This window comes from Vibrio sp. R10-SF1-ISO8, from assembly GCF_059833805.1.
This window is the reverse complement of the sequence record NZ_JCBDHL010000018.1, coordinates 82,554-103,562: the sequence shown is the minus strand read 5'-3', so window position 1 is coordinate 103,562 and position 21,009 is coordinate 82,554. Positions and strand designations below refer to the sequence as shown.

Here is a 21,009-nt window from a genome sequence, read left to right as displayed (position 1 = left end):
TTGATAGATTCGATCGCAATACAGCAGTTCACTTGAGCTGCGTTTGAGAATCTAACCCAAATAGGGGGCCATATGGGTATTGTCACCTCAGTGCCACATCATACTCAGTCATCAGTCACTCTTAGCGTTGTTGTCCCTTACTTCAACGAGCAAGAGGTGCTGCCTGAACTACATCAACGTTTAAGCTCAGTTTTAGACAGTTTGGCTGACACCAGTGAGATCATCTACATCGATGATGGTAGCACAGACAATAGCTTAGCGATTGTGGAAAGCTTCACCAGTCGTTCTTCATCGATTCAGAGTGTGTCGCTAAGCCGTAATTTTGGTAAAGAAGCAGCCATGAGTGCAGGACTCGAACACTGCCATGGTTTAGCGGTAATTCTCATTGACTCCGATCTTCAAGATCCGCCTGAGCTAATTCCTCAAATGCTAGATAAATGGCGCGAGGGTTACGATGTGGTCAATATGCAAAGAGCAGAAAGGCTCGGTGAAACGTGGTTTAAACGTCAGTCTGCTGCTGTGTTTTATCGCCTTCTCAATTCCATGGTCAAGTCTGAGATCCCTGAAAATGTCGGAGATTTTCGTCTTCTTTCAAGAGAAGTCGTCGACCATATTAATCGTCTCCCTGAGCGAAATCGTTACATGAAAGGGATCTTCGCTTGGCCGGGATTCAAACAAGCAACGATTCAGTTTCAACGCGATGCACGATTTAGCGGTGAAACCAAATGGAATTATCTCAAGCTTATCGGTTTAGCCGTCGATGGTATTACCTCTTTCTCAATTCGTCCTCTTAGGATTGCCACAGTGCTTGGAAGCTTGATTGCAGGGGGCGCATTCATCTATGGCGTGATGATCGTGATTAAAACACTGCTGTTTGGTGATCCTGTCACCGGTTATCCGTCAATGATGGTTGTGCAGTTGGCACTAGGAGGCATTCAGCTTCTCAGTATCGGCGTATTGGGCGAGTACATTGGGCGAATCTTCATTGAAACCAAACAGAGACCACTCTACCTAGTGCAGTCGGTCAGTGAAAAACAAGCAAGGCAGCAAGTACAAAAAAGGGAGAAACGAGCGTGAGTTTTAACCGAGTTCACTTATGGGCGATTTTAGGCGCGGCACTCTTGATTAGATTGCTGACTTTAGGCGCTTACCCACTTATGGATACCACCGAAGCCAGATATGGTGAAATGGCGCGGTTAATGATTGAGACGGGCAACTGGATCACGCCTCAATTTGACTATGGCGTGCCTTTCTGGGGTAAGCCGCCCTTGTTTACATGGATGAGTGCAGTGGGTATCGAAACGTTCGGTATCAACGAGTTTGCCGTTCGAGTTCCCCATTGGATGGCTGGTATATTGATTTTGCTGTTTATGGGACTGTTTGCCAAGCGGGTAGGTTACAACGGCTTAATCACGGCACTGGTCCTAGCAACCTGTGGGATCTTTTCAATTGCTGCAGGCGCGGTAATGACGGATATGGCGCTAACCCTAGGCATTACCATCGCCATGCTTGGCTTTTACCTCTGCTGGCTTAGTTATGAGGAAGATAAGCCCAATAGGGGATGGGGCTACATTGGTTTTGTCGGCTTAGCGATCGGCTTATTGGCTAAAGGGCCGCTTGTGATTGTGTTAATGGGGCTTGCTGTCGTGCCTTGGCTTGTTTTGCAGCATGGTTTCACTCAGGCGCTAAAAGTGCTTTGGCAGCGTTTCCCGATCGCAACAGGGACACTGCTGATGCTAATCATTGCCTTACCTTGGTATGTGTTGGCAGAACGTGCAACTCCGGGCTTTATCGATTATTTCATCGTAGGTGAGCACTTTAAGCGCTTTCTAGTCAGTGGTTGGGAGGGCGATCTTTACGGGACAGCACACAATGAAGTTCGCGGCACTATCTGGTTGTTTTGGCTATATTCCGCTGCGCCTTGGTCTATTGTTCTGCCAGTTTTGCTGTGGAAAAAATGTCGCAGTTTGAAATCAAGGATCAAACCTGAAAATGGCATTGTTAGCTTCTTACTGTTTTGGATGATAGCGCCTTTGGTTCTATTTACCTTCTCAGGAAATATTCTGCCCGCTTATGTGCTGCCGGGTGTGCCTGCGATTGGTTTGCTGATGGCGGTTCTGGTTTCGGATCTAAAACAAGATAAAAAGTGGTTTAAGGTCACCGCGAGTATCGTACCCGCGTTACTGGTGATAGCGGTCGGATTTATTCATTTAGATGTCGGAGATAAACGTAGCGACAAAGTCATTCTTAGAATGGCTCAGCCTGACGTTGCTACCTACTATGTTGGCTCACGTCCTTTCTCCGGACAGTTTTACAGTTCTGGTCAGGCGAAGTTACTCAGTGATGAATCGGAACTGAATGCCTTGTCTCAGGTGCAGCTGATTGGTGAACGCAATGCAGTAGATAAACTGGTTAAAGAAAAGCAGTTAAGCTGCATTATCGAGTTTACCGCAAAGAGTCGTCGCTCATTGTATCGTTGTGGTCAACAGTCATGAACAGCAAGCTTTTTCGCTTTGCAGTGATTGGGTGCATCGGCTTTGTCGCCGATGCATTGGTTTTTTCAGCTCTGTTTTATCTGTCAGGCACGCCAATTATGATTGCCCGTGTAATCGCGTTTGTGTGCGCTGCGACGGTGACATGGTTTGGTAATCGCATCTTCACTTTTCAAAACACAGAACAAAATGTGGCTCAGCAATGGATCAAGTTTATGTGTGGAGCGAGCTTATCTGCCTTGCCAAACTTCTTGGTGTTTAAGCTGTTGTCGTATGTTTTAGGAGAAGTAGGGAGAGGGCCTTTGATTGCCTTGGTTGCTGGGATACTGGTAGGGATGGTGAGTAACTACTTGCTAAGTTCTCGTTGGGTTTTTGCTCAGGTTGGTATTAAACGCGCAGAATAAAAAAAGCCCAGAGCAATCAGGCTCTGGGCGGATACAAATAAACATAGGAGTTAATAAGAAAAAGCAGCGTAAATTAGTAGCTTCAGTAAGAAAACAAGTTTGACGGCCTGTAAACTTAGTGGGTTGTCCAAACCCTCGAATGCTCTGCTAACTACACTTATTCAGACCGGGCGTTTTCAAAACAGTTCCAACTTTTTTAAAAAAAATTTTCTTTTCTTTCTTTCAAGCGCTTAGAACCCAATCCAGACATGGTGGTCAGACCAATCTATAAAAATGTGATGTTAACAGCTTGTTGCTTTGTTGTTTCGGATGTATATTTTCAAACAGTTGTTTAATACGAGTGATTAAAATGGCAAGTAGAAACTCCACCAAAGAGAAAATTCTTGATGTAGCAGAAGCGCTGTTTGCAGAACATGGCTTTAAAGATACCTCTCTACGCACGATTACCAGTAAAGCGGGTGTGAATTTAGCGTCGGTTAACTATCACTTTGGTGATAAGAAAACCTTGGTGAGAGCAGTGTTGGATCGATACCTCGAAGCATTTATGCCTGCCGTTCAAGATGCATTGATTAACCTCAACCTAAATGAAAGTTTTGAGATGGCTGACGTGTTTGAGTCTCTACGCGGTCCGTTACGTAATCTAAATGATGTACGGCCAAATGGAACCAGTCGCTTTATGCTATTAATCGGTCGCGGTTATACCGATGTGCAGGGCCATCTGCGTTGGTTTATCACTACTCGTTATTCGGAAGCATTATCTCTATTTACTCAATCGGTAATGAAAGCGAATCCGAAGCTCACTCAAGAAGAGTTGTTCTGGCGTTTACATTTTACGCTCGGGACTTGTGTTTTCACAATGGCTTCAAGTCAAGCGCTACTTGAGATTGCTGAAAATGATTATGGAAAAGCAATGGATGCCAAATCTGTTGTTGACCAACTGATTCCATTCCTAGCAGCAGGCGTCGCTGCGGAATCGAAGTTTTAACTAGTACCTACAAATAACAAAAATATTGGACCACTAAATAGTGAACAAAAGGATCTGATTATGGGCTCTCTAAGAAGAAAATGGGTAAGTGACCCAGCTTTTAAAATGTTTAAGAAAGTGCTGCCACCACTATCGAGCACTGAAAAGGAAGCAATGGAAGCGGGTAGTGTTTGGTGGGATGGAGAGCTTTTCTCTGGTCGCCCTGACTTCACTAAGCTTCACCATTATCCGAAGCCAACCCTAACGGCTGAAGAGCAGTCGTTTATGGATAACGAGCTAGAAACTCTGCTAGCTATGCTAGATGACCATAAGATCGTAAAAGAAGATCGCGATTTGCCACCTGAAGTTTGGCAGTACCTGCGTAAAGAGCGCTTCTTCTCTTTGATCATTTCAAAAGAGTACGGTGGTCGTGAGTTTTCATCATTGGCGAACTCAACAATTGTAACGCGAATTGCAACCCGTAGTATCAGTGCAGCGGTTTGTGTGATGGTACCGAACTCGTTAGGTCCAGGTGAGCTTCTGTCACACTACGGTACTCAGGAACAAAAAGATTATTGGTTGCCTCGCCTAGCGGATGGTACTGATATCCCATGTTTCGCGCTTACTGGCCCAGAAGCGGGCTCTGATGCTGGTGGTATTCCAGATGAAGGTATTGTTTGTTACGGCGAGCATGAAGGCAAAGAAGTCTTAGGTGTTCGTATCAACTGGAACAAGCGCTACATTACACTAGCACCTGTTGCGACTGTTCTTGGCTTAGCGTTCAAGATGTACGATCCAGATGGTTTGATGGGTGACAAGAAAGAATTGGGTATCACCTGTGCTCTTATCCCAGCTGATCATAAAGGTGTGGAAAACGGTGAGCGCCATGACCCACTAGGGTTAGCATTTATGAACGGCCCAACCTTTGGTAAAGATGTGTTCATTCCAATGGACTGGCTGATCGGTGGTCAAGATTACGCAGGTAAAGGCTGGCGTATGCTCGTTGAGTGTCTATCAGCAGGTCGTGGTATTTCACTTCCGGCATTGGGCACTGCGGTTGGTCACCTAACTTCACGTACGACAGGTGCTTATGCGTATGTTCGTAAGCAATTTGGCATGTCGATTGGTAAGTTTGAAGGGGTAGCAGAATCGCTAGGCCGAATTGGTGGTTTAACTTACCTACTAGAAGCAAGTCGAACCCTGACGACAACCTCTCTAGATCTTAAAGAGAAACCGGGCATTGTCACCGCGATCGCTAAATACCATATGACAGAGATGGCTCGTACTATTCTTAATGACTCAATGGATATTCACTCTGGTCGTGCAATTCAAGATGGCCCAATGAACTACTTGGCATCGCCATACTTGGGTATTCCGGTGGCGATTACGGTAGAAGGTGCCAACATTCTTACTCGTAACTTGATGATCTTTGGGCAAGGTGCAACACGTTGTCATCCATACGTACTTAAAGAGATGGAAGCGGCAGCAAATCCTGATCACAAGCAAGGTGCGAAAGAGTTTGATGATTTGCTGTTTAAGCATATCAAACATGCAATGGGTAATACCTTCGGTGCGTTTGGTGCGGCGTTGACAGGTTCTCGTTTCATCAAAGCCGACATGAGCGGTGCGACTCAGAAGTACTACAAAGAGATGACTCGCCTAAGCCGTGCGCTTGCAGTGAGTGCAGATATTGCCATGGCGACGCTAGGTGGAGATCTGAAACGTAAAGAAATGATTTCTGCTCGTTTAGGTGATGTGCTTGCTTATCTATACATGGCTTCAGCAGCGCTTAAGAAATATGAGGATGAAGGTCGTCAACAACAAGATCTAGACTTTGTTCACTATGCTGTTCAGCACTGTTTATACAATGCGGCTAATGCATTACAAGAAGCCTTCACTAACTATCCTCAAAAAGCAGTAGGGCGTTTATTAAAAGTACTTATCTTCCCGTTGGGTAACCATTTTGCGAAGCCAAGTGATGATTTAACGGTGAAACTAGCAGAAGCCTTGATGACTCCGGGTGCGCAACGTGACCGATTGACTAACCTTTGCTACGTTGGCAAAGATGAGAATGACAGTGTTGGCCTAATGGAAACGGCATTCTTAGCTATGTATGACATTAAGGGGCTAGAGCGTAAGCTAATGCGTGCGGCGAAGGAAGGTAAGGTTGCCCGCAAAGGGTTACTGGCAGACCGTTTGGCGCAGGCACTAGAAGCGGATGTGTTAACTCAGGAAGAAGTGGATCAGATTGTCGCGGCAGACAAGCTTCGCTATAAAGCGATTCAAGTGGACCACTTTAGCCATGACTTTAGCGCGATTCACACCAATGGTAAGCCAAAAAAGGGCAAAGCTAAGCTAAATACTGCAGCTTAGCGAAGTAACAATAAAGATACGAAAGGCACCTTATGGTGCTTATGGTTAAAGGCGATGAAAGGTAAGGATTGGTAAAATCTTTATTTTTCATTGCCTTATTAATTTGTCTTGGTTCACGAAGGTTAACTAAGGATAATGAGTGTGGACATAATGTGGACGATTCTAGATGCCTAATCTCGACAATGGATTGAGCCTCACTGCATCGCTAAGATGGTCAGGGGCTAGGTGAGCATAAGTCATGGTTTGCTTTATATCGCTATGACCAAGAATGTCACGTAAAGTTAGTATATCCCCCCCGCCCATAATGAAGTGGCTAGCAAAAGTATGTCTTAGTACATGAGCTTTTTGCCCTTTCGGTAAGTCTAAGTCCAAACTCTCCATTATATCGTATAGCTCTTGTTGAGGGTCGTAGCTAAACAGATTAGCCCCTTTTGATGGATAGATTCTTTCGTACAACTCTTTACTAATGGGTACTGTACGTGGTTTATCGGTTTTAGTATTTGTGAAGCGTATTCTATAAGGTGATAAGTTGCTTGTTTTGAGTGTGACCGTTTCACGCCACCTTGAGCCCGTAGCTAGGCAAATAGCAACGATTCTGCTGAGTTCGTCATTCGATTTGATCGCATTTATCAGGTCAATGATTTGGTTGCGGTCAAGATAGGTCATTTCTGGTTGCTTGACTGTAGGAAGTTTTAAATCCTTAATTGGGTTAACCCCTTTGTAATCACCAGAATCGATCAATACGGAGAAAACGTTGCTTAACGATTTTGCTAACCGTCTTATTGTCGCTGGTTTTTGTCCTTTTTCTAGCCGTTTTTGAATCCAATCTGACAATAGCTTTGTAGTGATCTTGTTGGCTGCTGGGTCGTCAAGCTCTCGACAAATTAGTTGTAGTTTTTGCATGTAGTTGTCAGAAGTTCTTTTAAACTGCCCAGCCTTTTTCCACCATAGATCTATTAATTCTGATAGAGCTCTTTTATCTTCAGGTAGCCCAAGCCATTCCTTGTTGTGAGAAGTTGCAAGAATATGTTTTTCGTATGCTAGAGCTTCTGACTTTTTGCTGAACTTGCGTCTGAATCTTTTCCCATTACGTCCCGAAGGTCGAACATCAACAAGCCAGCTTTCACCGTCTTTTTTGACACTCATACTACAGCCTTCATCACAGTAGTAACCACCTTACCAATGATTTTAAAGTTACGTCCGTTGTTATGATTGATCTCAAACGATTCATGTTTAGGGTTGTCAGAAATGACGTTGTAAACACTTTTAGCAATGTTCCAATTGAGACGTTTTATGTAAACAGCATCGTCAATTCGGATAACATACACACCATCCTTAGCTGGATGTGGTACCTCTCTAATATCAACTAAAACTCGGTCTTTATCAGATACTGTCGGATGCATAGAATTCCCGTCAACAAATATTACTGAGCAATAATCTTCTTTAAGTCCAAATTCATGCAGTAGAGCTACCGGAATGCTGAAAACACCAATTTGAAATTCTGATTGGATCAATGTTCCTGCTCCTGCAGCAGCATGTACGTCGTAAACAGGCAACCTTGCCCAATCTTCATAATCACTGAGTGGAACAATTTTAGATACGTTACTGGGTTCGGCTTGGGTTTGTTTAAGTTGATTAGCATTATTTGTTAGTTTACTTAGGGTTTCTTCTGGGTTTCTTTTTTCATGTTCATTGCCGTGTATCACAATTAACTGCTTTTGCTCGTCTTCATGCAAGTTGGAAATATGATACTCGAAAGCTCTACCTAGACCTTTTGCTTTTCTCTTTAACCAGTTGTTTCTATTTGCCTTTTTGACAATTGATTGTCTCGATATTTGAGTGTTGTTTAATCCTGTTAACTCCGATGTTAGAAACCATTCCTTCATTTTATCGTCTCCGAGGGGTTTACAAAGGGTTACTAATAATAGTAAATTCCACAAAGGTTACTTAGGGTTACTTAAGGTTAGTAACGAAGAATAAGGGTTTAATAGATGATGTTAGAACATTATGAAGAGCAATTAAAGGCAACAAGCGTTAACTACGCTCCTTTTGTGACGCCTGAAAAGTATGCGGAGTTGACTGGTCAGACGGTTGCAGCAGTAAACGGACAAATTAAAAACGGCAAGCTTCCTTTGCTTCGTCGAGCTCGCAAAGAGCGTGGACGCAATTACATCAATATGCATGCATTGGCTGTTTATGCTGAAGAACAAGCCGCAGCGTATCAAGACTGGAAATCATCAATTTAGGTTGGGGGATGGTAATGCCTACAGATACAGGATTGAAAACTCTAAATGATTTCAAGGCTAAGTGGTTTCCAAATGGATACCGCTCACACCCGCAAGGCGGGAAAGACTTCCGCTTTAGCCGCAAAGGTCAGGCGGAATTTAAGAAAGCCGCACGACTTCAAGCCATTAAGCACAAAGAGATTTTAGCGTGAACCATTTATACGAACCGCAAGCTGAGCGAGAGATTACTCATATTCTTAGCCCACACGATGTGGGCTATGTGACCGCCTTAGCGCAAGACGTCACCACAACGGAGAAGAATATAGCCGCTATCGAGAGCGGTTTTTTTAGTGCTCAAAATTCGGATTGGCTAGAAAGCGAGCTCGATAAAGTGCGCGCGGCGGAGCAAATCCACTTTCACAACACGAAAGAAAGTGCTTACTTGGGCGAAATCGAGAAACTGTTTTACGAGGGTAAGTGCTCAAAGATTCCGACTGAATATTTCGACAATGCTCGGCGCGGAGCGCACGGCGGAGCCGTGGAGACACTAGGCTTGTCAAAGGGCGGCAAAGTCCGACACGGCAATCGTAAGCACATTGACCGCTTTATTACCCGCTCACGCCGCCTCAAACCGCGCACCAAGAGCGAAAGCTTTTACGTTGAGCCGCAAGGCTACGGTATCGAGCAGACCGCGCCACAAACCGGATGGGCGCGAGACGATGAGCGCAAGCGTTTGGATTATCTACCAAGTAAGGGCATGAGCCGCGCTTACCTGCTTAAGCGCGATTGGTCAAAGCAAGTGAAGTTGCAAGTGACTTACCACCCAAGCCCAAGCGACGCACCCGAGGCGCAAACGGGTGAGCGCTACACCCATCAACTCAATCCAAATGCCGTTAAGAAGATATTTGAATCAGGTGCTTACGTGGCAGCGTGCCGAGGTGGTTTCACCACGTTTTTGACGCTCACGTTTGATGATTTTCAGCGCGCTAAGCTGTTTGCTACTGATTCCAATGTCCATTTGACCTCTGAAGGCTGCGAGTTTTCGCCACTGTCTGACGATATGGCGGCGTATTCCCCGCTACAAATCACGATTGGCAACGAGGTGTCGCGTTTTCTGGATGCAGCAAAGCGCATGTATCACCGTGGCTTTAGCTACAAACAAAGTCACCTGTCCGGTCAGGCAAATCTTGCCTTTGATGGGGATGAGGTCAAGGTGGCGGGTCACTACAAAGCCGCGCCATTGATGGGACGCAAAAGCAAGGTTGAGCTAGTGGGTCCCGCTCGCGCTAAAGCGGATTTTCACTATATCTGGGTCGCTGAGTGTCCGACCAATGAGCACGGGCAACCAAACCCTCACGTACACATTCTTTTGAACTGGCAAGTCGAGCCTGAACATTTTCAAGCGTGGGCAAAACGTATTGAGCGCTTATGGGGTCACGGCTTGGCGCACCTTGAGCGCATCAAATACAAAGAGGCAGCAGCGGGTTATCTGATTAAGGCGGTGGGCTACGCGGCGAAAGGCGGCAACGCTGACCAAGGCATGATTAAGGGCAACCGCTACAACATTGCTCGCTGTAGCCGTGCCCCGCAGTGGGAAGCGCTCGCCAGTTTCGATGTACACAACATGACTGGGATCATCAAAGAGTGCGGTTATCGCTTGGATCAGTGGAAAGCCCCAATCAAGCGCGCCATTGCTCGCAAGCAAGCTAAAAAAGCTGAGGCAAAGAAAGCGGTCGATATCAACAAAAAGACCCGCCAAGTCAGCGCGGTGGTCAAGTTAAACAAACTCATTAGTCAGCTTGATAGCGAAATCCAAGCGGAAAAAGCGCGCTTAAACAGTCGCGGCGTGTTCGCCAGTTCAGACAATCAATTCTCTATCAGCTTTGAAGGTGACGACTTCGAGCAAAAAGCCAATGACTTTCTAGAGTGGGCGGCGGGTGCGCGCGGTTGGAGCATGAATACCGATGATTTGTATTTGGATGATATTCGCCTTGAAGCCAAAGACCGCTACGAGTGTGCCTTTAAAGCATGGCAACTTAAGCAAGCCAATTGGAGCAATCAGTTAGAGCAAGAGCTGCCGCCGGTGATGCCGGAAGAGATACACCAAGAATTATTGAATCAAAACATGAGTGACTTAGAGCAATACCACCTCATGCAGTAAACCAAACACGCCAACGATGGGAATCAGGGGCAACCTTTTTAACTAACGTCGAGAGACAGGGGATTTTATCCATGAACTTAATTCAAATCACAACACGTCACAAAGAGCTAGAAGCGAACATTCAACAGGCTTTAGAGAGCTTTCAAGGTAAGGGAGATTTTAACCCTATGTCGTTGATGAAAGTCTTTAGCGGTGGTGGGCTAAATCTTGAGGCGCTGGGTTTGCCTGAAAGCCTATTCAGTGACTTAGCCGAGTACCAGACGCTAAGCGCGAGACTTCGTGATGTCGCGGAAAAAGTGGCGGCGAAGATGGAGGCGGCGACCAATGCTTAAAGTCTCCGCGAACAAACCAATTACAGGCTATGTGCCATGCTCGGAGTGCAGCACTTTAGCGGTGGTGCACTTTCCAAGTGGCGGACGACGCGCCAACACGCCGTATCTGTCTTGCGGTGGCTGCAACAAAACCATTCAAGCCAGTGCGACCAAAGAGCACATTAAGCAGAATTACGCGCCTACGCTTGAGGCTTACGCCGAGCGTTTTGATGTGGATGTGAGCGCCGAGCAAGAGCAACTTGCCGCGAACAAGTGGACGGAAAATCCTGCTTTGTATGAGGTAAAGGTCAACGGTGTGGTCGAAGAGGTGCAAACCTCTTTGCTTGAAGACAGTGAGCCTCTAGAGGGGGAGGTGCTCGAAGTCGCACCCCCTCAGCAGGATAAAACGGACATGCCAGGGCAGGAGTCGGTGACTATCGACAACGACTCGCAGCAGGTGGTGGATGAGGAAGCCGAAGCAAAAAAGCCGCAAGAGCGTGGCGGCGCGATATGGCTGTTCGTGCTGCTTGCCGTTTTGCTACTGGTCTCTGTCGGTGGTTACTGCCTAATCAAGCGCAGCAAGCGCAAAGCGGTCGAAGCGCAAGCCAAACAAGAGGTGAAAGCCAATGAGTGAGGCAGCACTAGAGCAAGAGTTTGATCTCAATGGCTTGGATTTCAGCCCTGAGTTAATCGCAGACCTTGAAGCGATTGAGCCAACGCCACAACCGGAAGCGGAGCAGGAGGAAGAGGCGAAACAGGACTACTCAGGGGCTAAGGGAGAAATGACCGCCGAGTGGATGATTGAAATGATTGAGGCGGGGTTTAAGAGCTTCATCAATGAAGATTACGCCCTACCGGATAAGAAAAAAGCCGTTATCGTGAATAACTTCACGCCCGTACTGAACAAGTATGACGGCGGTATTGTTGGCTTACTTGGGGATTACAAAGAAGAGGGGCAAGCGTTGTTTGCTGTGGCGATTCTGGGCTTTTCAATGTGGATGTCGGTTAAGGAAATGAAGCGCAAGCCAGTGGCGCCAGAAGGGGGTGAGGATGGCAAAAAATAGCAGAGAGCTGGAAGCCAAGCACACGCTTTACTCTGCTACTACGGGCGGCGGTAAGACGACCGCCATCCATAAGTCGGATGTACTGCGCAAACAAAACCGCATCGCCATTTTTGACCCTTACAACGCGTATCACAAACTCGGGCGCAAGCCCGTCATCAAAACCTATTCCCTAAAAGAGTTCGCGGTCACTTTGCATAAGCTGATGAACCAGAAAAAGCCGTTTGTCGTGTCGCTGTGTGGGGTGTATGGCAAGAAAGAGCTGATTTTGTTCGCGGAAATTCTGTGGGCGGTGGCAGATGGCAACAAAGAGCTGCATACCGTGATTGAAGAGCTTGCCGCTTCCGTCACGCCAAGGGCGATTGATGGGCGCGTGGGTGAGCTGTGGCGCGGTGGTCGTCAGTTTGGGCTTGTGATGCACGCGCTGTTTCAGCGTCCGCAAGATGTACCCAAGGTGGTCACTAACCTATCTCGTTACAAATGGATAGGCAAAGTCGACAATTCCTCTGAAGCGGAGTGGTGGAGTAAGCAGATTGATGTGCCTGTTACGGACATCAAGAATTTAAAAGGTTGGCACTACTATTTTAAAGAAACGGGCAAACCTGCCATTTACGGCAAATTACAAGGCGCAAGGGGTTAAAAAGTTGCGTTAAACAGATCACAATTTAGACGCTAATTAAACCTATAGGTCTCAGACCTATAGGTTTTTTTGTGCCCTTTTTTTACGCGTCTCGCCGTGGTTATCTAATAAGCCTCAAGCCAATGGTGGCGGGGGTTATATGTGGAAAATTGGGTTTAATACCTTAATCGGAAAAGGGTTTGAAAATATGTTCGGTATCACTAAAGGGCAATGGAAAGTCGTTGCTGTGGCAGTCGTGGTCGTGTTTGCGCTGATGTATGCGATTCATAACGTGTCTGCGCTTGAAGATGTCGCTGACCAGATTGGTCTGGACGACTAACGCGTAAGCGTTGTGTCACTGGGTTTAACTAACAAGAGAGTAACGAAATGGCAACTCCACAAAAAGAGCAAGCGGCGCGCGTTCAGACTAAGGGCGTTTATGACGTTCGTCAGATTGACCTGCAACCGTTTCGAAACGGCTTGCCGTATGGCAAAGAAGCGGTTTTGGATATCACCGACCTCTACACGTATTCGTCTATCTGCGTAAAGGTCGATTTACCGCTTAAACGCTTGGGGCGTGTGTCTCTAGAGCGTGATGGTCGTGAAGTGTTTGGTGTTCCAGCGGAGTTCTTCCAGATGCGTGATGCGTATTTGAAGAATCCAACGCAGCTTAAGGGTGTGGATGGGGCAGCGCAAACGCGTTTAACCATCGACTTTGCAGACGAAAACTTAAAAACACTGCTTGGCATTCGTCGCGGTGAGCTGGTCATGCTCGACGGTGAGCGTCTGATTTTGAAAGTACAGGTGAAAGCGAAAGCAAGCGGTGACCCTGATATGCCGAGCTTTCATGCGACGGCGCGTGTCAGCAGCGCTCAAACGGTGCGCTTTGACCAAATCAAGTTTTTGCACACTTCAGTGACGCATTCACTGGTCGGTGCGCAAAAACATGACTTCCCATTTGCGGGTATCAATAACCGCATTCGCCGTATCTTTGTGCGCACCGAAAACGACGACATCACCAAGGTGACGATTAAGCGTGATAACGCGATTGAGCGTGAAATCTCGGTGGAAGACTTGCGCTACAACCAAAAGCGCTACGGGGACAAGTTGCCGCCGTCAGCGGGCTTTTGGATTGACTTTGTTGAGCTGGGTTGGGCGAACGATACCGCGTTTATTCCTGCCGCGCTGAACAGCTTAAAGCTAGAGCTTGATAAGCGCACCACGGGTGAAGTTGAGTTCTTCGTTGAACTGCTCGAAGTCGAAGCACAACTGAGCGATTAAGGGGGCTGATATGGCTTGGTATGAAGGTATCAGCGATTCAGTGGGCGGCTTCTTTGGTGATGCGCTTGATTTCGGTAAAGACGTGTACGGCAACGTGACCGCTAACGAGCAAGCCAAGGCGCAGCAAGACGCGGCAGCAGTGGAAAAAGTGAAAAACGAAAACGCCACCAAGACCGAGCAAGCGCGCATTGAGCTGCAAACCGAGCAGCTTGCCTATCAGCGTGAAAAGGACGCCGAGCAGCGCAAAATGATGCTGATTGGCGGCGGGGTTCTGGTGGCTGTGTTTCTGCTGTTCTCTGTGCTGAAAAGTAAGTAAGGGGGTCAACAATGCCTTTACTGATTCCGTTGGTTGCGGGTGTGGGCGTGGGTTGGTGGGGTACCAAATCTACGGTTGAGGCAGTCACGGGCGGCGATGCGTTTCGCGTCCCGCCTTGGGTCTACCTTGTGGTGTTAGGGCTTGCCTATCTCTGGGCGAAAAAGCGAGGGCTTATCTAATGATGGACATGTTAAGCGGTGGCGGTGGCTACTCCAACAGCTCTAGCTCAAGCGCGAAGAATGGCGATTTTAAGGGCGGCGGCGTTGGCAATGTGACGTTTAACAACGGCACGTCATCGTTTAAGCAAGCGCCAAACTATCAGCTCTATGCGGTGTTGGCTTTGGTTGCGCTATTGGTGATTTTGCTATGGAAAAAGTAACGCCTAAAAAAGTCAATTGGACGCCAGAGCTTGAGCAGCGTTTTGCCGATGCGGGCTTTGCGCCCATCATCATTGAAGAGCTGAAAATGTTCGTCAACAAGGGCAATGGTGAAGTGTATCAGGCGGGGGATTTACAAATCATTACCCGCGTTGAAATGGTCAATGAGCACGATTACGAAGTGGTGTGGATGGCGTCGATTGGTCGCGGTCTTAAGCAGTGGGCGCAAACCTTCTTTGATGGTGCCAAGCGTGCAGGGGCGAAGTCTATCCGCTTTCACATCGACGAAAGCAGTCGTCGCGAGTTGTTGATTCTGCGAGTGATTGGCGGTTGGAAACCTGAGCGTGTACAGGGGTGGGATAACGACCCGTCGCATGGCGTGTATCGCGTCAACTTAGGGGGTGACTAATGTCGGGTTCTAAGAGTTCTCAAGCCAGTACTACCACCAATACTACGGTTAACAACGTCTTAGACGGTGGTGCGATTCAAGCAAGCTTTGACTTTGCTAACAACATTGCGGATGAGGGCTTTGATTCGGTCAATGATGCCGTGAAAACGGCGGGAGAGACCACGAAACACGCGCTGGATAGCAATGTGACCGTGACGAAAGAAGCGTTCGATAACTATGAGGACATCACCGAAACGGCGCTTGATAACAGTTTGCTGCTGAGTCAGGACGCGTTAACCAAGTTAACCGAATCGAACAATAAGTCCTTAGATACGTTAGCCAACATTCAGAGCAATCAAAATTCGAGCAATGCGGCTTTGTTAAAAGGCATTCAATCCACGGTCAAGAGCAACAACACAGGCGGCGCAAGCGACGTTCTGGAAACGCAAAAAGTCGCGTTGTATGTCATCGGCGCAATGATGCTGATTATTGCACTCATGGCGATGCGGCGAGGGAAATAAACAATGAAGTACGAGCAATATTTAACGAATGGCGCCACGGTGACGGCAAGTGTCACAGGTCGTTATATCTATCTAGATAAAGGTGATGAGATTCAGGTGATAGCGAACGGTCGCTCAATGGATATTTATCGCGGCTTTACATTTGACGTGGAAAGCGAGTTTACCGAGCTCGTGATTACTCAGCAGGGGCTAGACGGGGATATTGCTCTGCTCATTTCCGACGTGCCTTTTACGGCGGGTGTGGACGGGTCAAAGCTCAATATCAGTGCTGACCTAGAAGTGAGTGAAGTGGGCGTGCGTTTTCTTGGCGCTCAACCTGTCACGCTACCGGACGACCAAAGCATGAGCGTGGAAGTCAGCAACTTACCGTCAGAGCAAGCGGTGAGAGTGGTCAATATGCCTGAAGCAAAAGACGTGCAAAAGGTGCATGTGGTCGAAGTGTCAGAGCCAAACCTCAGCTATGTGGCGCACGACACCATGACGCAAACGGGCACGATTTCCGCCAACAATCGCCGTAAAGAACTGCTGCTCCATGCGGCGCCGAACAATCAAGGGATTATCTGGCTGGGCGGCTATGAAAATCGCGGCTACCCATTGCGACCGGACGGCGGCTTTATTCTGTCAAACGGGGCAAGTCTTGAGGTCTTGATTCCGCCTAACTGTGAGCTGTATGTAAGCGAGGTGACGGCATGAGTCAGATTATTCCACCGCCTTTCAAAATCGAGTTTCCAGAGCAAGTCGCTTTGAGTGATCAGATTGCGGGTAATCGCTCGGATGTGGCGGCGAGTGAGAAAGCGGTCAGCCTCGTCAACAACAAGGTTAACTGGACAAACATCGAAATGTCGAAGCTTGCCAAGGTGCACAGTGGGACAGAAACGCCAACCAGTGACGTGGGGAAAGACGGCGATGTGTTTTACGTCTATTAGGGGTGGGGCTTGGATAATTTAGTCAAAGTTGAGGGGCATTGGCAGCAAGGTAAACCCGCCATAAAACACAATGGTTTGTGGCACTTTGCCAAGCGGGTATTTCACAAGGTCAATGGTCAATGGGTGCTGACCTACAACCGCAAGCTTGTGGTTGATATCAGCAGCAATCAGGTCAACTACAACCTGTTTGCGGCGCTCGGCAATACCATTCCTGATGTTGAAGAGATTGAGGTCAACATCAAGTCGGGTGTGGTGATGTCTTCTAGCACTTCTGCGGTTGCGGCTTTCAATGTGGGCAACGCGTTCACAGGGAAAAACGTCGTCATCAATAACTGGGGCTCCATTATTGGTAAGGGCGGTCAAGGCGGGAAAGGCGGCACGGGCTCAACGCGTGGCGGTCATGGCGGCGCAGGGGGAACAGCGCTGTATGTTCGCACGGCGAACCCGCTAATTTTGCGCAATCACGGGCGCATTCTTGGTGGCGGCGGTGGTGGTGCGGGTGGCTCGGCTTTCTTGTCACCGGGTAGCGCCTTCACGATGACTGGAGCAGGCGGTGGCGGTGGTGGCGGAGCAGGTAGCGGCTCTGGTGCCTCGGGTGGCAATGGTGGACAACGCGGCTCGAATGGCTCTTTAGAGAGTCACGGGAATGGTGGTGCCCCTACCATCTTAGGCAATGGTGCTACGGTCATTTGGGGTGTGTATGGCGGGCGCGGTGGTCGCCACGGTGAAGCAGGTCAAAGCACGGCGCAATTCTCAGCCTCTTGGGGCAATACGGGCTTAATTCGTCCAAGTGGCGCTAATGGCGGTCGGGGTGGCTATGCCATCGACGGCAAATCAAAAATAACAATTCTGGTTACTGGCGCTTTTGCGGGCGCTCAAGTGAACTGATTTTCAATCTATTGGGGTGTTTATGGCCACACAGACAAAAATTATCGCGCTGGCACTCCTACTAATAACGGCAGGTGTCATCATGAGTAAAACAACAGAGCCTCGCGGCTTTCGTAACAACAACCCTCTAAACATTGACTACAACCCATCGAATCAATGGGACGGTCAAACAGGCATGGAAAAGGGCGTGTCTAATCCGCGCTTTGCGACGTTCAAATCGAAAAAGTGGGGCATTCGAGCAGCAGCGAAACTGGTTCGCAATTACATGAACTTCTACGGGCTGCGCACCGTCTACGGCATTGTTGACCGCTGGGCGCCATCGGTGGAGAACGACACGAACGCTTACGCTGAACATGTCGCGCATAAACTGGGTGTGAGTCCTTATGAGCCTATTCTAGAGTCAGACATTCCAGAGCTGCTTTATCACATGATTAAGCATGAAAATGGTAAGTACCTTGACCGTGAAACGGTGAATCTTGGCGCGCAGATGGCGGGGATTGCAGTCTGATGGCACTCCCGATTATCTCACTCATTACAGGCGGCTTTTCCTTGGCTAAATCTTGGGTTCAGGGCAAGGCGGAAGCGGTAAAGGAAAAGTCCATTGCTGCGCGAGAAGCGGTGCAAGCCAAACGCGAAGAGAACAAACAGCGCGAAAACAATCTGGCGCAAGGTGAGCGCTCAATGGCAGAGCTTGACGCCATCACGCTCAAGCAAATCGGGTGGTTAGATGACTTTGTGATTATCTCTATCTGGGCGGTGGTGTGGTCGTGCTTTATTCCTGACTTGCAGCCTCATGCGGTTGCAGGGGTTAAGAGCTTAGCGACGATGCCCGTTTGGTTTCAGTATGTGGTAGCAGCATCGATTATCTACACGCTCGGCTTTAAATCCTTGGTGTATCGCTTACTGGTTAAGCGGGGATATTGATGGAAGTTATTCAAGCGCTGGGTTTAGACGGCAACACAATTTTAATTTTGGTGGGGCTATTTAAGCTTCATACACGGGTCACGATATTAGAAACAAAAGGAGCAGCGTAATGGCAGCACGTAAAACTGGTTTAAAGGCAAACGGCACACTAAAGAAAGGCTACCGATTCAAGAAAGGTGGTGGCGTGGTCAAAGCAAAAGGCACGACAACCAAACGTAAAATAAGAAAACGTAAGTAATAAAAAACCGCTCTATAGCGGTTTTTCTTTTTTCTTTATTTGGTTATCCAAGTTGGGCAGGGTTTCGAGAAGAAACAAACCATACATACCTAACAGTGCAGTTGAAAGCAGCGTGTTCCAAATTTCATACCCTATTAGCAATGAGCGATTAGCTAACGGCACATCTATGAAACCCATAACGATAGAGAAACTTACAACCATCTCACCGAGCAATAAAAGAAGCAGCAAAGAGGCAACGACTTTTGCCGTTTTAATGTTGATCACCTCTTCAACGACCAGATAACGAATGATGAATGGAGCTGCAATCAAAAGCAGTTCAAAGAATATCAGTCCTATATTTTCCATCCCTTTAAGCCTTTGTAGTAGTTGTGTTTTATAAAATCTATACGTGTCTCTTTCTATAACTAATTTTAGTACAGTTGTCCTGAGGAATAGAAAAAGTTCTTTCTAAACAGTTGTTAATCGTATTGATTGTGATGGAACAGCAACTAAAAGTAAAACACGTAAATATGAATAATAATAAACCCCAAAAGATGTGGGCGTTTTGTGCTGTAAGGCGACTAAGGAGAATTTGATTTTTTTGTTTAATCGTGTGAATGTACGGTAAGTTGTTGAATTTTAGGTGTGTATATGACTGTGCTGGATGAATACTTGGAAGCGTTTTGTTCTTTAGAGTGGGATAAAAAATATAAAATAGAGCCTGAATATGAACATTCATACTATTTTTATTTGTCTGACGCGATTAATTCAGAATCTGATGAGTTGAGGAAAAGTGTTCTAAACATGCTCCAAAAAGCCTTGGAACTTAATCTACGAGAGTCGTGGAATGTCAACAATCCATATACAACTAATGTAGCAACAGGTACACGTACCCCACTACTTTTTGAGCCGATAGAACTAGAGTTTTTTGACTCAATACTTCCATTAATTGATGACAGAATTTTACGTGCAAGATTAGCAGATATCTTGTGGATTTGGACTAGAGGTAAGAGAAATATAGAGTGGGCTCGTTTGGCTATTGACTGTTTTACACAGGACGATATTGACGAAGATAAATGGTTTATAACGCAAGAGCATGAATGGGAAAGGGCTATACGTTTATCATTGCAGATTCGAGACACAGTTCGAAATGATAGTTTGGCTGAACGTATCTTAGATCGCATGGCGAAAGATGATAGTGAATACAATTTTTTAATACTCAGATTGGTAAAGATTCTTTTTCGGACAGAAGGTGCTTCAGATAGAGTAAAGGGCACAGTCTCTAGACTGATTGATGTCGCAGAGCACTTTAAAGATAACGGGGACTTTTTTCAGGCACGAAGTTATTTTGAGTTATCAGCAGATATATGCGAACGGGTTGATCGTGAAGCATATATTGATCACTTAGTTTCGTTTGCGGAGTGCTATGAGTTACAAGGGGATTCTAGATCTCGTGATTCTAGCATGGCGGCGAATTCTTTTTATGAGAGAGCCATTCAGGCGTATCGAAAAATTCCTAACAAAGATAGAGATAGCCGAGAGGTTAATACTTCAATAGACCGTTTATTACATAAAGTAGCGGAATCAGGTCGTCAGATGCTGAATGAGATGGCGGCGGTTAATATTCCTATGCCTGATGTGTCAGATGAAGTCGAAAAGGCAATGCTTCATGTCTCAGGCAGGCTTTCTACTGAAGCCGCAGTGGGAGCACTTACGGGTTTTAATATCTGTAATAGCTATGAAGAGCTCGAAGTAGAAGCTTCTGAGTCTTTGAGAAAGGGTGTAATTAAACATTTGGTATCTACGGTTAGGACTTCTCGTGATGGTCGGGTCATCGCAAAAAATGGAATTAAGGAAGACATATATTCAGAAATGATTGAAAGCTACATGTTTCGAGTCAGCTTTCACTCAAGAGTATCTATTTTCCCTGCGATACAAAAACTTTTGTCAGAGCACTGTGTTGCACGAGAACTACTCGAGTTCCTTTGTAGAGAGTCTCCTTTAATTTCAGATAAACGAGAAAAAATAGTTGGGCTTGGCTTGTGGTTAGGGTTTGAATATGACTTTACAGGTGCTTTACACATCCTTTGTCCTCAAGTTGAAAGTATGGTTCGCTTCAAGCTAAGAGAGCATGGTGTCCATGTAACGAGACTTGATGAAAATGGTATTGAGGAGCATATAGGGTTGGGGTCGCTTCTGGATAAACCCGAAGTTGTTAATATATTCGGAAAGCTACGTGCTTTTGAACTAAAAGCAATTTTTACTGAAAGTGAAGGGGCGAATTATCGAAATGAAGTTGCTCATGGACTATTCGATGATGACGATGGAGAGACTTATCAAGCGGTATATGCTTGGTGGTTTACATTGAAGATGATAGTTGAGTCTTTGTGTAAATAGTATAGATAACTCAACTTTGGATTAGCCCCCTTTTGAGCGGTTTTTTAATGACATATCTCACTTTGAATGCTGTTTGGATCTCGTGGAAGTCTTTTTTATCCGAGGAAAGTCACTTGTGCTAAAAACACTATTAATTAGATTTAAATAGCTACAAGTACATTAAT

Annotated in this window: 29 protein-coding genes; 26 read left to right on the top strand and 3 right to left on the bottom strand. The window is 46.6% G+C overall.

The genetic code is table 11. The features are described 5' to 3' along the window. Window positions 1–72: 72 nt before the first annotated feature. The 5 genes from AC6R00_RS13785 to AC6R00_RS13765 all read left to right on the top strand — a co-directional run bounded on the left by AC6R00_RS13785 (window position 73) and on the right by AC6R00_RS13765 (window position 6,233). A complete protein-coding gene (locus AC6R00_RS13785; protein ID WP_500640773.1) occupies window positions 73–1,077 on the top strand; it encodes a glycosyltransferase family 2 protein in 1,005 nt (334 codons plus the stop codon). Further along, entirely contained in the window at window positions 1,074–2,495 is a 1,422-nt protein-coding gene (locus AC6R00_RS13780) for an ArnT family glycosyltransferase (RefSeq protein WP_500640772.1), read from the top strand. Before AC6R00_RS13785 ends, AC6R00_RS13780 begins: the two co-directional genes overlap by 4 nt. After that, entirely contained in the window at window positions 2,492–2,896 is a 405-nt protein-coding gene (locus AC6R00_RS13775) for a GtrA family protein (protein ID WP_500640771.1), read from the top strand. Before AC6R00_RS13780 ends, AC6R00_RS13775 begins: the two co-directional genes overlap by 4 nt. Before the next feature lie 349 nt (window positions 2,897–3,245). Beyond that, complete coding sequence (gene psrA / locus AC6R00_RS13770; RefSeq protein ID WP_239826121.1) at window positions 3,246–3,881, top strand: TetR family transcriptional repressor PsrA; 636 nt, start codon at window positions 3,246–3,248, stop codon at window positions 3,879–3,881. A 60-nt stretch (window positions 3,882–3,941) separates the two neighbouring features. Next, window positions 3,942–6,233: an acyl-CoA dehydrogenase gene (locus tag AC6R00_RS13765; RefSeq protein WP_500640770.1), complete on the top strand. Its 2,292-nt coding sequence runs from the start codon at window positions 3,942–3,944 to the stop codon at window positions 6,231–6,233. A gap of 162 nt (window positions 6,234–6,395) precedes the next feature. On the opposite strand, the gene AC6R00_RS13760 is transcribed toward AC6R00_RS13765, so the two are convergent. After that, a complete protein-coding gene (locus tag AC6R00_RS13760) occupies window positions 6,396–7,379 on the bottom strand; it encodes a phage integrase (protein WP_500640769.1) in 984 nt (327 codons plus the stop codon). Beyond that, on the bottom strand, window positions 7,376–8,119 hold the full coding sequence (locus AC6R00_RS13755; RefSeq protein WP_500640768.1) for a helix-turn-helix domain-containing protein: 744 nt from the start codon (window positions 8,117–8,119) through the stop codon (window positions 7,376–7,378). Before AC6R00_RS13755 ends, AC6R00_RS13760 begins: the two co-directional genes overlap by 4 nt. Before the next feature lie 105 nt (window positions 8,120–8,224). Between AC6R00_RS13755 and AC6R00_RS13750 the strand changes: the two genes are divergently transcribed. From AC6R00_RS13750 to AC6R00_RS13655, 20 genes are all read left to right on the top strand, one after another. Then, window positions 8,225–8,479 (top strand): hypothetical protein, encoded by a 255-nt coding sequence (locus tag AC6R00_RS13750; protein WP_500640767.1) that lies wholly within the window; start codon window positions 8,225–8,227, stop codon window positions 8,477–8,479. A gap of 14 nt (window positions 8,480–8,493) precedes the next feature. Continuing rightward, window positions 8,494–8,670: a hypothetical protein gene (locus AC6R00_RS13745; RefSeq protein WP_500640766.1), complete on the top strand. Its 177-nt coding sequence runs from the start codon at window positions 8,494–8,496 to the stop codon at window positions 8,668–8,670. Next, a complete protein-coding gene (locus AC6R00_RS13740) occupies window positions 8,667–10,619 on the top strand; it encodes a rolling circle replication-associated protein (RefSeq protein WP_500640765.1) in 1,953 nt (650 codons plus the stop codon). Before AC6R00_RS13745 ends, AC6R00_RS13740 begins: the two co-directional genes overlap by 4 nt. A 71-nt stretch (window positions 10,620–10,690) precedes the next feature. Beyond that, complete coding sequence (locus AC6R00_RS13735) at window positions 10,691–10,951, top strand: hypothetical protein (RefSeq protein ID WP_500640764.1); 261 nt, start codon at window positions 10,691–10,693, stop codon at window positions 10,949–10,951. Continuing rightward, complete coding sequence (locus tag AC6R00_RS13730; protein WP_500640763.1) at window positions 10,944–11,564, top strand: hypothetical protein; 621 nt, start codon at window positions 10,944–10,946, stop codon at window positions 11,562–11,564. The genes AC6R00_RS13735 and AC6R00_RS13730 overlap by 8 nt, the downstream gene beginning before the upstream one ends. Then, on the top strand, window positions 11,557–11,994 hold the full coding sequence (locus AC6R00_RS13725) for a hypothetical protein (RefSeq protein WP_500640762.1): 438 nt from the start codon (window positions 11,557–11,559) through the stop codon (window positions 11,992–11,994). Before AC6R00_RS13730 ends, AC6R00_RS13725 begins: the two co-directional genes overlap by 8 nt. Then, window positions 11,975–12,631 (top strand): hypothetical protein, encoded by a 657-nt coding sequence (locus AC6R00_RS13720; protein WP_171383517.1) that lies wholly within the window; start codon window positions 11,975–11,977, stop codon window positions 12,629–12,631. The genes AC6R00_RS13725 and AC6R00_RS13720 overlap by 20 nt, the downstream gene beginning before the upstream one ends. Window positions 12,632–12,770: 139 nt before the next feature. After that, window positions 12,771–12,950 (top strand): hypothetical protein, encoded by a 180-nt coding sequence (locus AC6R00_RS13715; protein WP_006880065.1) that lies wholly within the window; start codon window positions 12,771–12,773, stop codon window positions 12,948–12,950. Between the two features lie 47 nt (window positions 12,951–12,997). Beyond that, complete coding sequence (locus AC6R00_RS13710; RefSeq protein WP_171383518.1) at window positions 12,998–13,891, top strand: major capsid protein P2; 894 nt, start codon at window positions 12,998–13,000, stop codon at window positions 13,889–13,891. Window positions 13,892–13,901: 10 nt separating this feature from the next. Beyond that, entirely contained in the window at window positions 13,902–14,207 is a 306-nt protein-coding gene (locus AC6R00_RS13705; protein ID WP_171383519.1) for an SH3 domain-containing protein, read from the top strand. Between the two features lie 11 nt (window positions 14,208–14,218). Then, on the top strand, window positions 14,219–14,386 hold the full coding sequence (locus AC6R00_RS13700; RefSeq protein WP_171383520.1) for a hypothetical protein: 168 nt from the start codon (window positions 14,219–14,221) through the stop codon (window positions 14,384–14,386). Continuing rightward, a complete protein-coding gene (locus AC6R00_RS13695; protein ID WP_500640761.1) occupies window positions 14,386–14,586 on the top strand; it encodes a hypothetical protein in 201 nt (66 codons plus the stop codon). The genes AC6R00_RS13700 and AC6R00_RS13695 overlap by 1 nt, the downstream gene beginning before the upstream one ends. Further along, complete coding sequence (locus AC6R00_RS13690; RefSeq protein WP_500640760.1) at window positions 14,574–14,993, top strand: hypothetical protein; 420 nt, start codon at window positions 14,574–14,576, stop codon at window positions 14,991–14,993. Before AC6R00_RS13695 ends, AC6R00_RS13690 begins: the two co-directional genes overlap by 13 nt. Then, window positions 14,993–15,493, top strand: coding sequence for a hypothetical protein (locus AC6R00_RS13685; RefSeq protein ID WP_500640759.1), 501 nt, complete (start codon window positions 14,993–14,995; stop codon window positions 15,491–15,493). The genes AC6R00_RS13690 and AC6R00_RS13685 overlap by 1 nt, the downstream gene beginning before the upstream one ends. A 39-nt stretch (window positions 15,494–15,532) precedes the next feature. Further along, window positions 15,533–16,186, top strand: a complete 654-nt coding sequence (locus AC6R00_RS13680) for a hypothetical protein (protein WP_500640758.1) — start codon at window positions 15,533–15,535, stop codon at window positions 16,184–16,186. After that, on the top strand, window positions 16,183–16,419 hold the full coding sequence (locus tag AC6R00_RS13675; RefSeq protein WP_500640757.1) for a hypothetical protein: 237 nt from the start codon (window positions 16,183–16,185) through the stop codon (window positions 16,417–16,419). The genes AC6R00_RS13680 and AC6R00_RS13675 overlap by 4 nt, the downstream gene beginning before the upstream one ends. A gap of 9 nt (window positions 16,420–16,428) precedes the next feature. Further along, window positions 16,429–17,307: a hypothetical protein gene (locus AC6R00_RS13670; RefSeq protein ID WP_500640756.1), complete on the top strand. Its 879-nt coding sequence runs from the start codon at window positions 16,429–16,431 to the stop codon at window positions 17,305–17,307. An 82-nt stretch (window positions 17,308–17,389) separates the two neighbouring features. After that, on the top strand, window positions 17,390–17,815 hold the full coding sequence (locus tag AC6R00_RS13665; protein WP_500640755.1) for a structural protein P5: 426 nt from the start codon (window positions 17,390–17,392) through the stop codon (window positions 17,813–17,815). Continuing rightward, on the top strand, window positions 17,815–18,231 hold the full coding sequence (locus tag AC6R00_RS13660; protein ID WP_500640754.1) for a hypothetical protein: 417 nt from the start codon (window positions 17,815–17,817) through the stop codon (window positions 18,229–18,231). The genes AC6R00_RS13665 and AC6R00_RS13660 overlap by 1 nt, the downstream gene beginning before the upstream one ends. A 109-nt stretch (window positions 18,232–18,340) precedes the next feature. Further along, window positions 18,341–18,469 (top strand): hypothetical protein, encoded by a 129-nt coding sequence (locus AC6R00_RS13655; RefSeq protein WP_500640753.1) that lies wholly within the window; start codon window positions 18,341–18,343, stop codon window positions 18,467–18,469. Window positions 18,470–18,481: 12 nt separating this feature from the next. Here the strand turns inward: AC6R00_RS13655 and AC6R00_RS13650 are convergent, their stop codons facing one another. Next, entirely contained in the window at window positions 18,482–18,814 is a 333-nt protein-coding gene (locus AC6R00_RS13650) for a hypothetical protein (protein WP_500640752.1), read from the bottom strand. Between the two features lie 285 nt (window positions 18,815–19,099). Here AC6R00_RS13650 and AC6R00_RS13645 point away from each other — a divergent pair, with 285 nt between their 5' ends. Continuing rightward, window positions 19,100–20,845 (top strand): DUF7380 domain-containing protein, encoded by a 1,746-nt coding sequence (locus AC6R00_RS13645; protein WP_500640751.1) that lies wholly within the window; start codon window positions 19,100–19,102, stop codon window positions 20,843–20,845. Window positions 20,846–21,009: the final 164 nt, after the last annotated feature.

Bases quoted from the DNA above. Each gene is read 5' to 3' on its own strand.
- AC6R00_RS13675 (WP_500640757.1), top strand. From the start codon at position 16,183: ATGAGTCAGATTATTCCACCGCCTTTCAAAATCGAGTTTCCAGAGCAA.
- AC6R00_RS13700 (WP_171383520.1), top strand. From the start codon at position 14,219: ATGCCTTTACTGATTCCGTTGGTTGCGGGTGTGGGCGTGGGTTGGTGG.
- AC6R00_RS13695 (WP_500640761.1), top strand. From the start codon at position 14,386: ATGATGGACATGTTAAGCGGTGGCGGTGGCTACTCCAACAGCTCTAGC.
- AC6R00_RS13765 (WP_500640770.1), top strand. From the start codon at position 3,942: ATGGGCTCTCTAAGAAGAAAATGGGTAAGTGACCCAGCTTTTAAAATG.
- AC6R00_RS13690 (WP_500640760.1), top strand. From the start codon at position 14,574: ATGGAAAAAGTAACGCCTAAAAAAGTCAATTGGACGCCAGAGCTTGAG.
- AC6R00_RS13710 (WP_171383518.1), top strand. From the start codon at position 12,998: ATGGCAACTCCACAAAAAGAGCAAGCGGCGCGCGTTCAGACTAAGGGC.
- AC6R00_RS13750 (WP_500640767.1), top strand. From the start codon at position 8,225: ATGATGTTAGAACATTATGAAGAGCAATTAAAGGCAACAAGCGTTAAC.
- AC6R00_RS13685 (WP_500640759.1), top strand. From the start codon at position 14,993: ATGTCGGGTTCTAAGAGTTCTCAAGCCAGTACTACCACCAATACTACG.
- AC6R00_RS13730 (WP_500640763.1), top strand. From the start codon at position 10,944: ATGCTTAAAGTCTCCGCGAACAAACCAATTACAGGCTATGTGCCATGC.
- AC6R00_RS13755 (WP_500640768.1), bottom strand. From the start codon at position 8,119: ATGAAGGAATGGTTTCTAACATCGGAGTTAACAGGATTAAACAACACT.
- AC6R00_RS13655 (WP_500640753.1), top strand. From the start codon at position 18,341: ATGGCAGCACGTAAAACTGGTTTAAAGGCAAACGGCACACTAAAGAAA.
- AC6R00_RS13735 (WP_500640764.1), top strand. From the start codon at position 10,691: ATGAACTTAATTCAAATCACAACACGTCACAAAGAGCTAGAAGCGAAC.
- AC6R00_RS13760 (WP_500640769.1), bottom strand. From the start codon at position 7,379: ATGAGTGTCAAAAAAGACGGTGAAAGCTGGCTTGTTGATGTTCGACCT.
- psrA (WP_239826121.1), top strand. From the start codon at position 3,246: ATGGCAAGTAGAAACTCCACCAAAGAGAAAATTCTTGATGTAGCAGAA.
- AC6R00_RS13745 (WP_500640766.1), top strand. From the start codon at position 8,494: ATGCCTACAGATACAGGATTGAAAACTCTAAATGATTTCAAGGCTAAG.
- AC6R00_RS13645 (WP_500640751.1), top strand. From the start codon at position 19,100: ATGACTGTGCTGGATGAATACTTGGAAGCGTTTTGTTCTTTAGAGTGG.
- AC6R00_RS13715 (WP_006880065.1), top strand. From the start codon at position 12,771: ATGTGGAAAATTGGGTTTAATACCTTAATCGGAAAAGGGTTTGAAAAT.
- AC6R00_RS13775 (WP_500640771.1), top strand. From the start codon at position 2,492: ATGAACAGCAAGCTTTTTCGCTTTGCAGTGATTGGGTGCATCGGCTTT.
- AC6R00_RS13785 (WP_500640773.1), top strand. From the start codon at position 73: ATGGGTATTGTCACCTCAGTGCCACATCATACTCAGTCATCAGTCACT.
- AC6R00_RS13650 (WP_500640752.1), bottom strand. From the start codon at position 18,814: ATGGAAAATATAGGACTGATATTCTTTGAACTGCTTTTGATTGCAGCT.
- AC6R00_RS13665 (WP_500640755.1), top strand. From the start codon at position 17,390: ATGAGTAAAACAACAGAGCCTCGCGGCTTTCGTAACAACAACCCTCTA.
- AC6R00_RS13725 (WP_500640762.1), top strand. From the start codon at position 11,557: ATGAGTGAGGCAGCACTAGAGCAAGAGTTTGATCTCAATGGCTTGGAT.
- AC6R00_RS13705 (WP_171383519.1), top strand. From the start codon at position 13,902: ATGGCTTGGTATGAAGGTATCAGCGATTCAGTGGGCGGCTTCTTTGGT.
- AC6R00_RS13660 (WP_500640754.1), top strand. From the start codon at position 17,815: ATGGCACTCCCGATTATCTCACTCATTACAGGCGGCTTTTCCTTGGCT.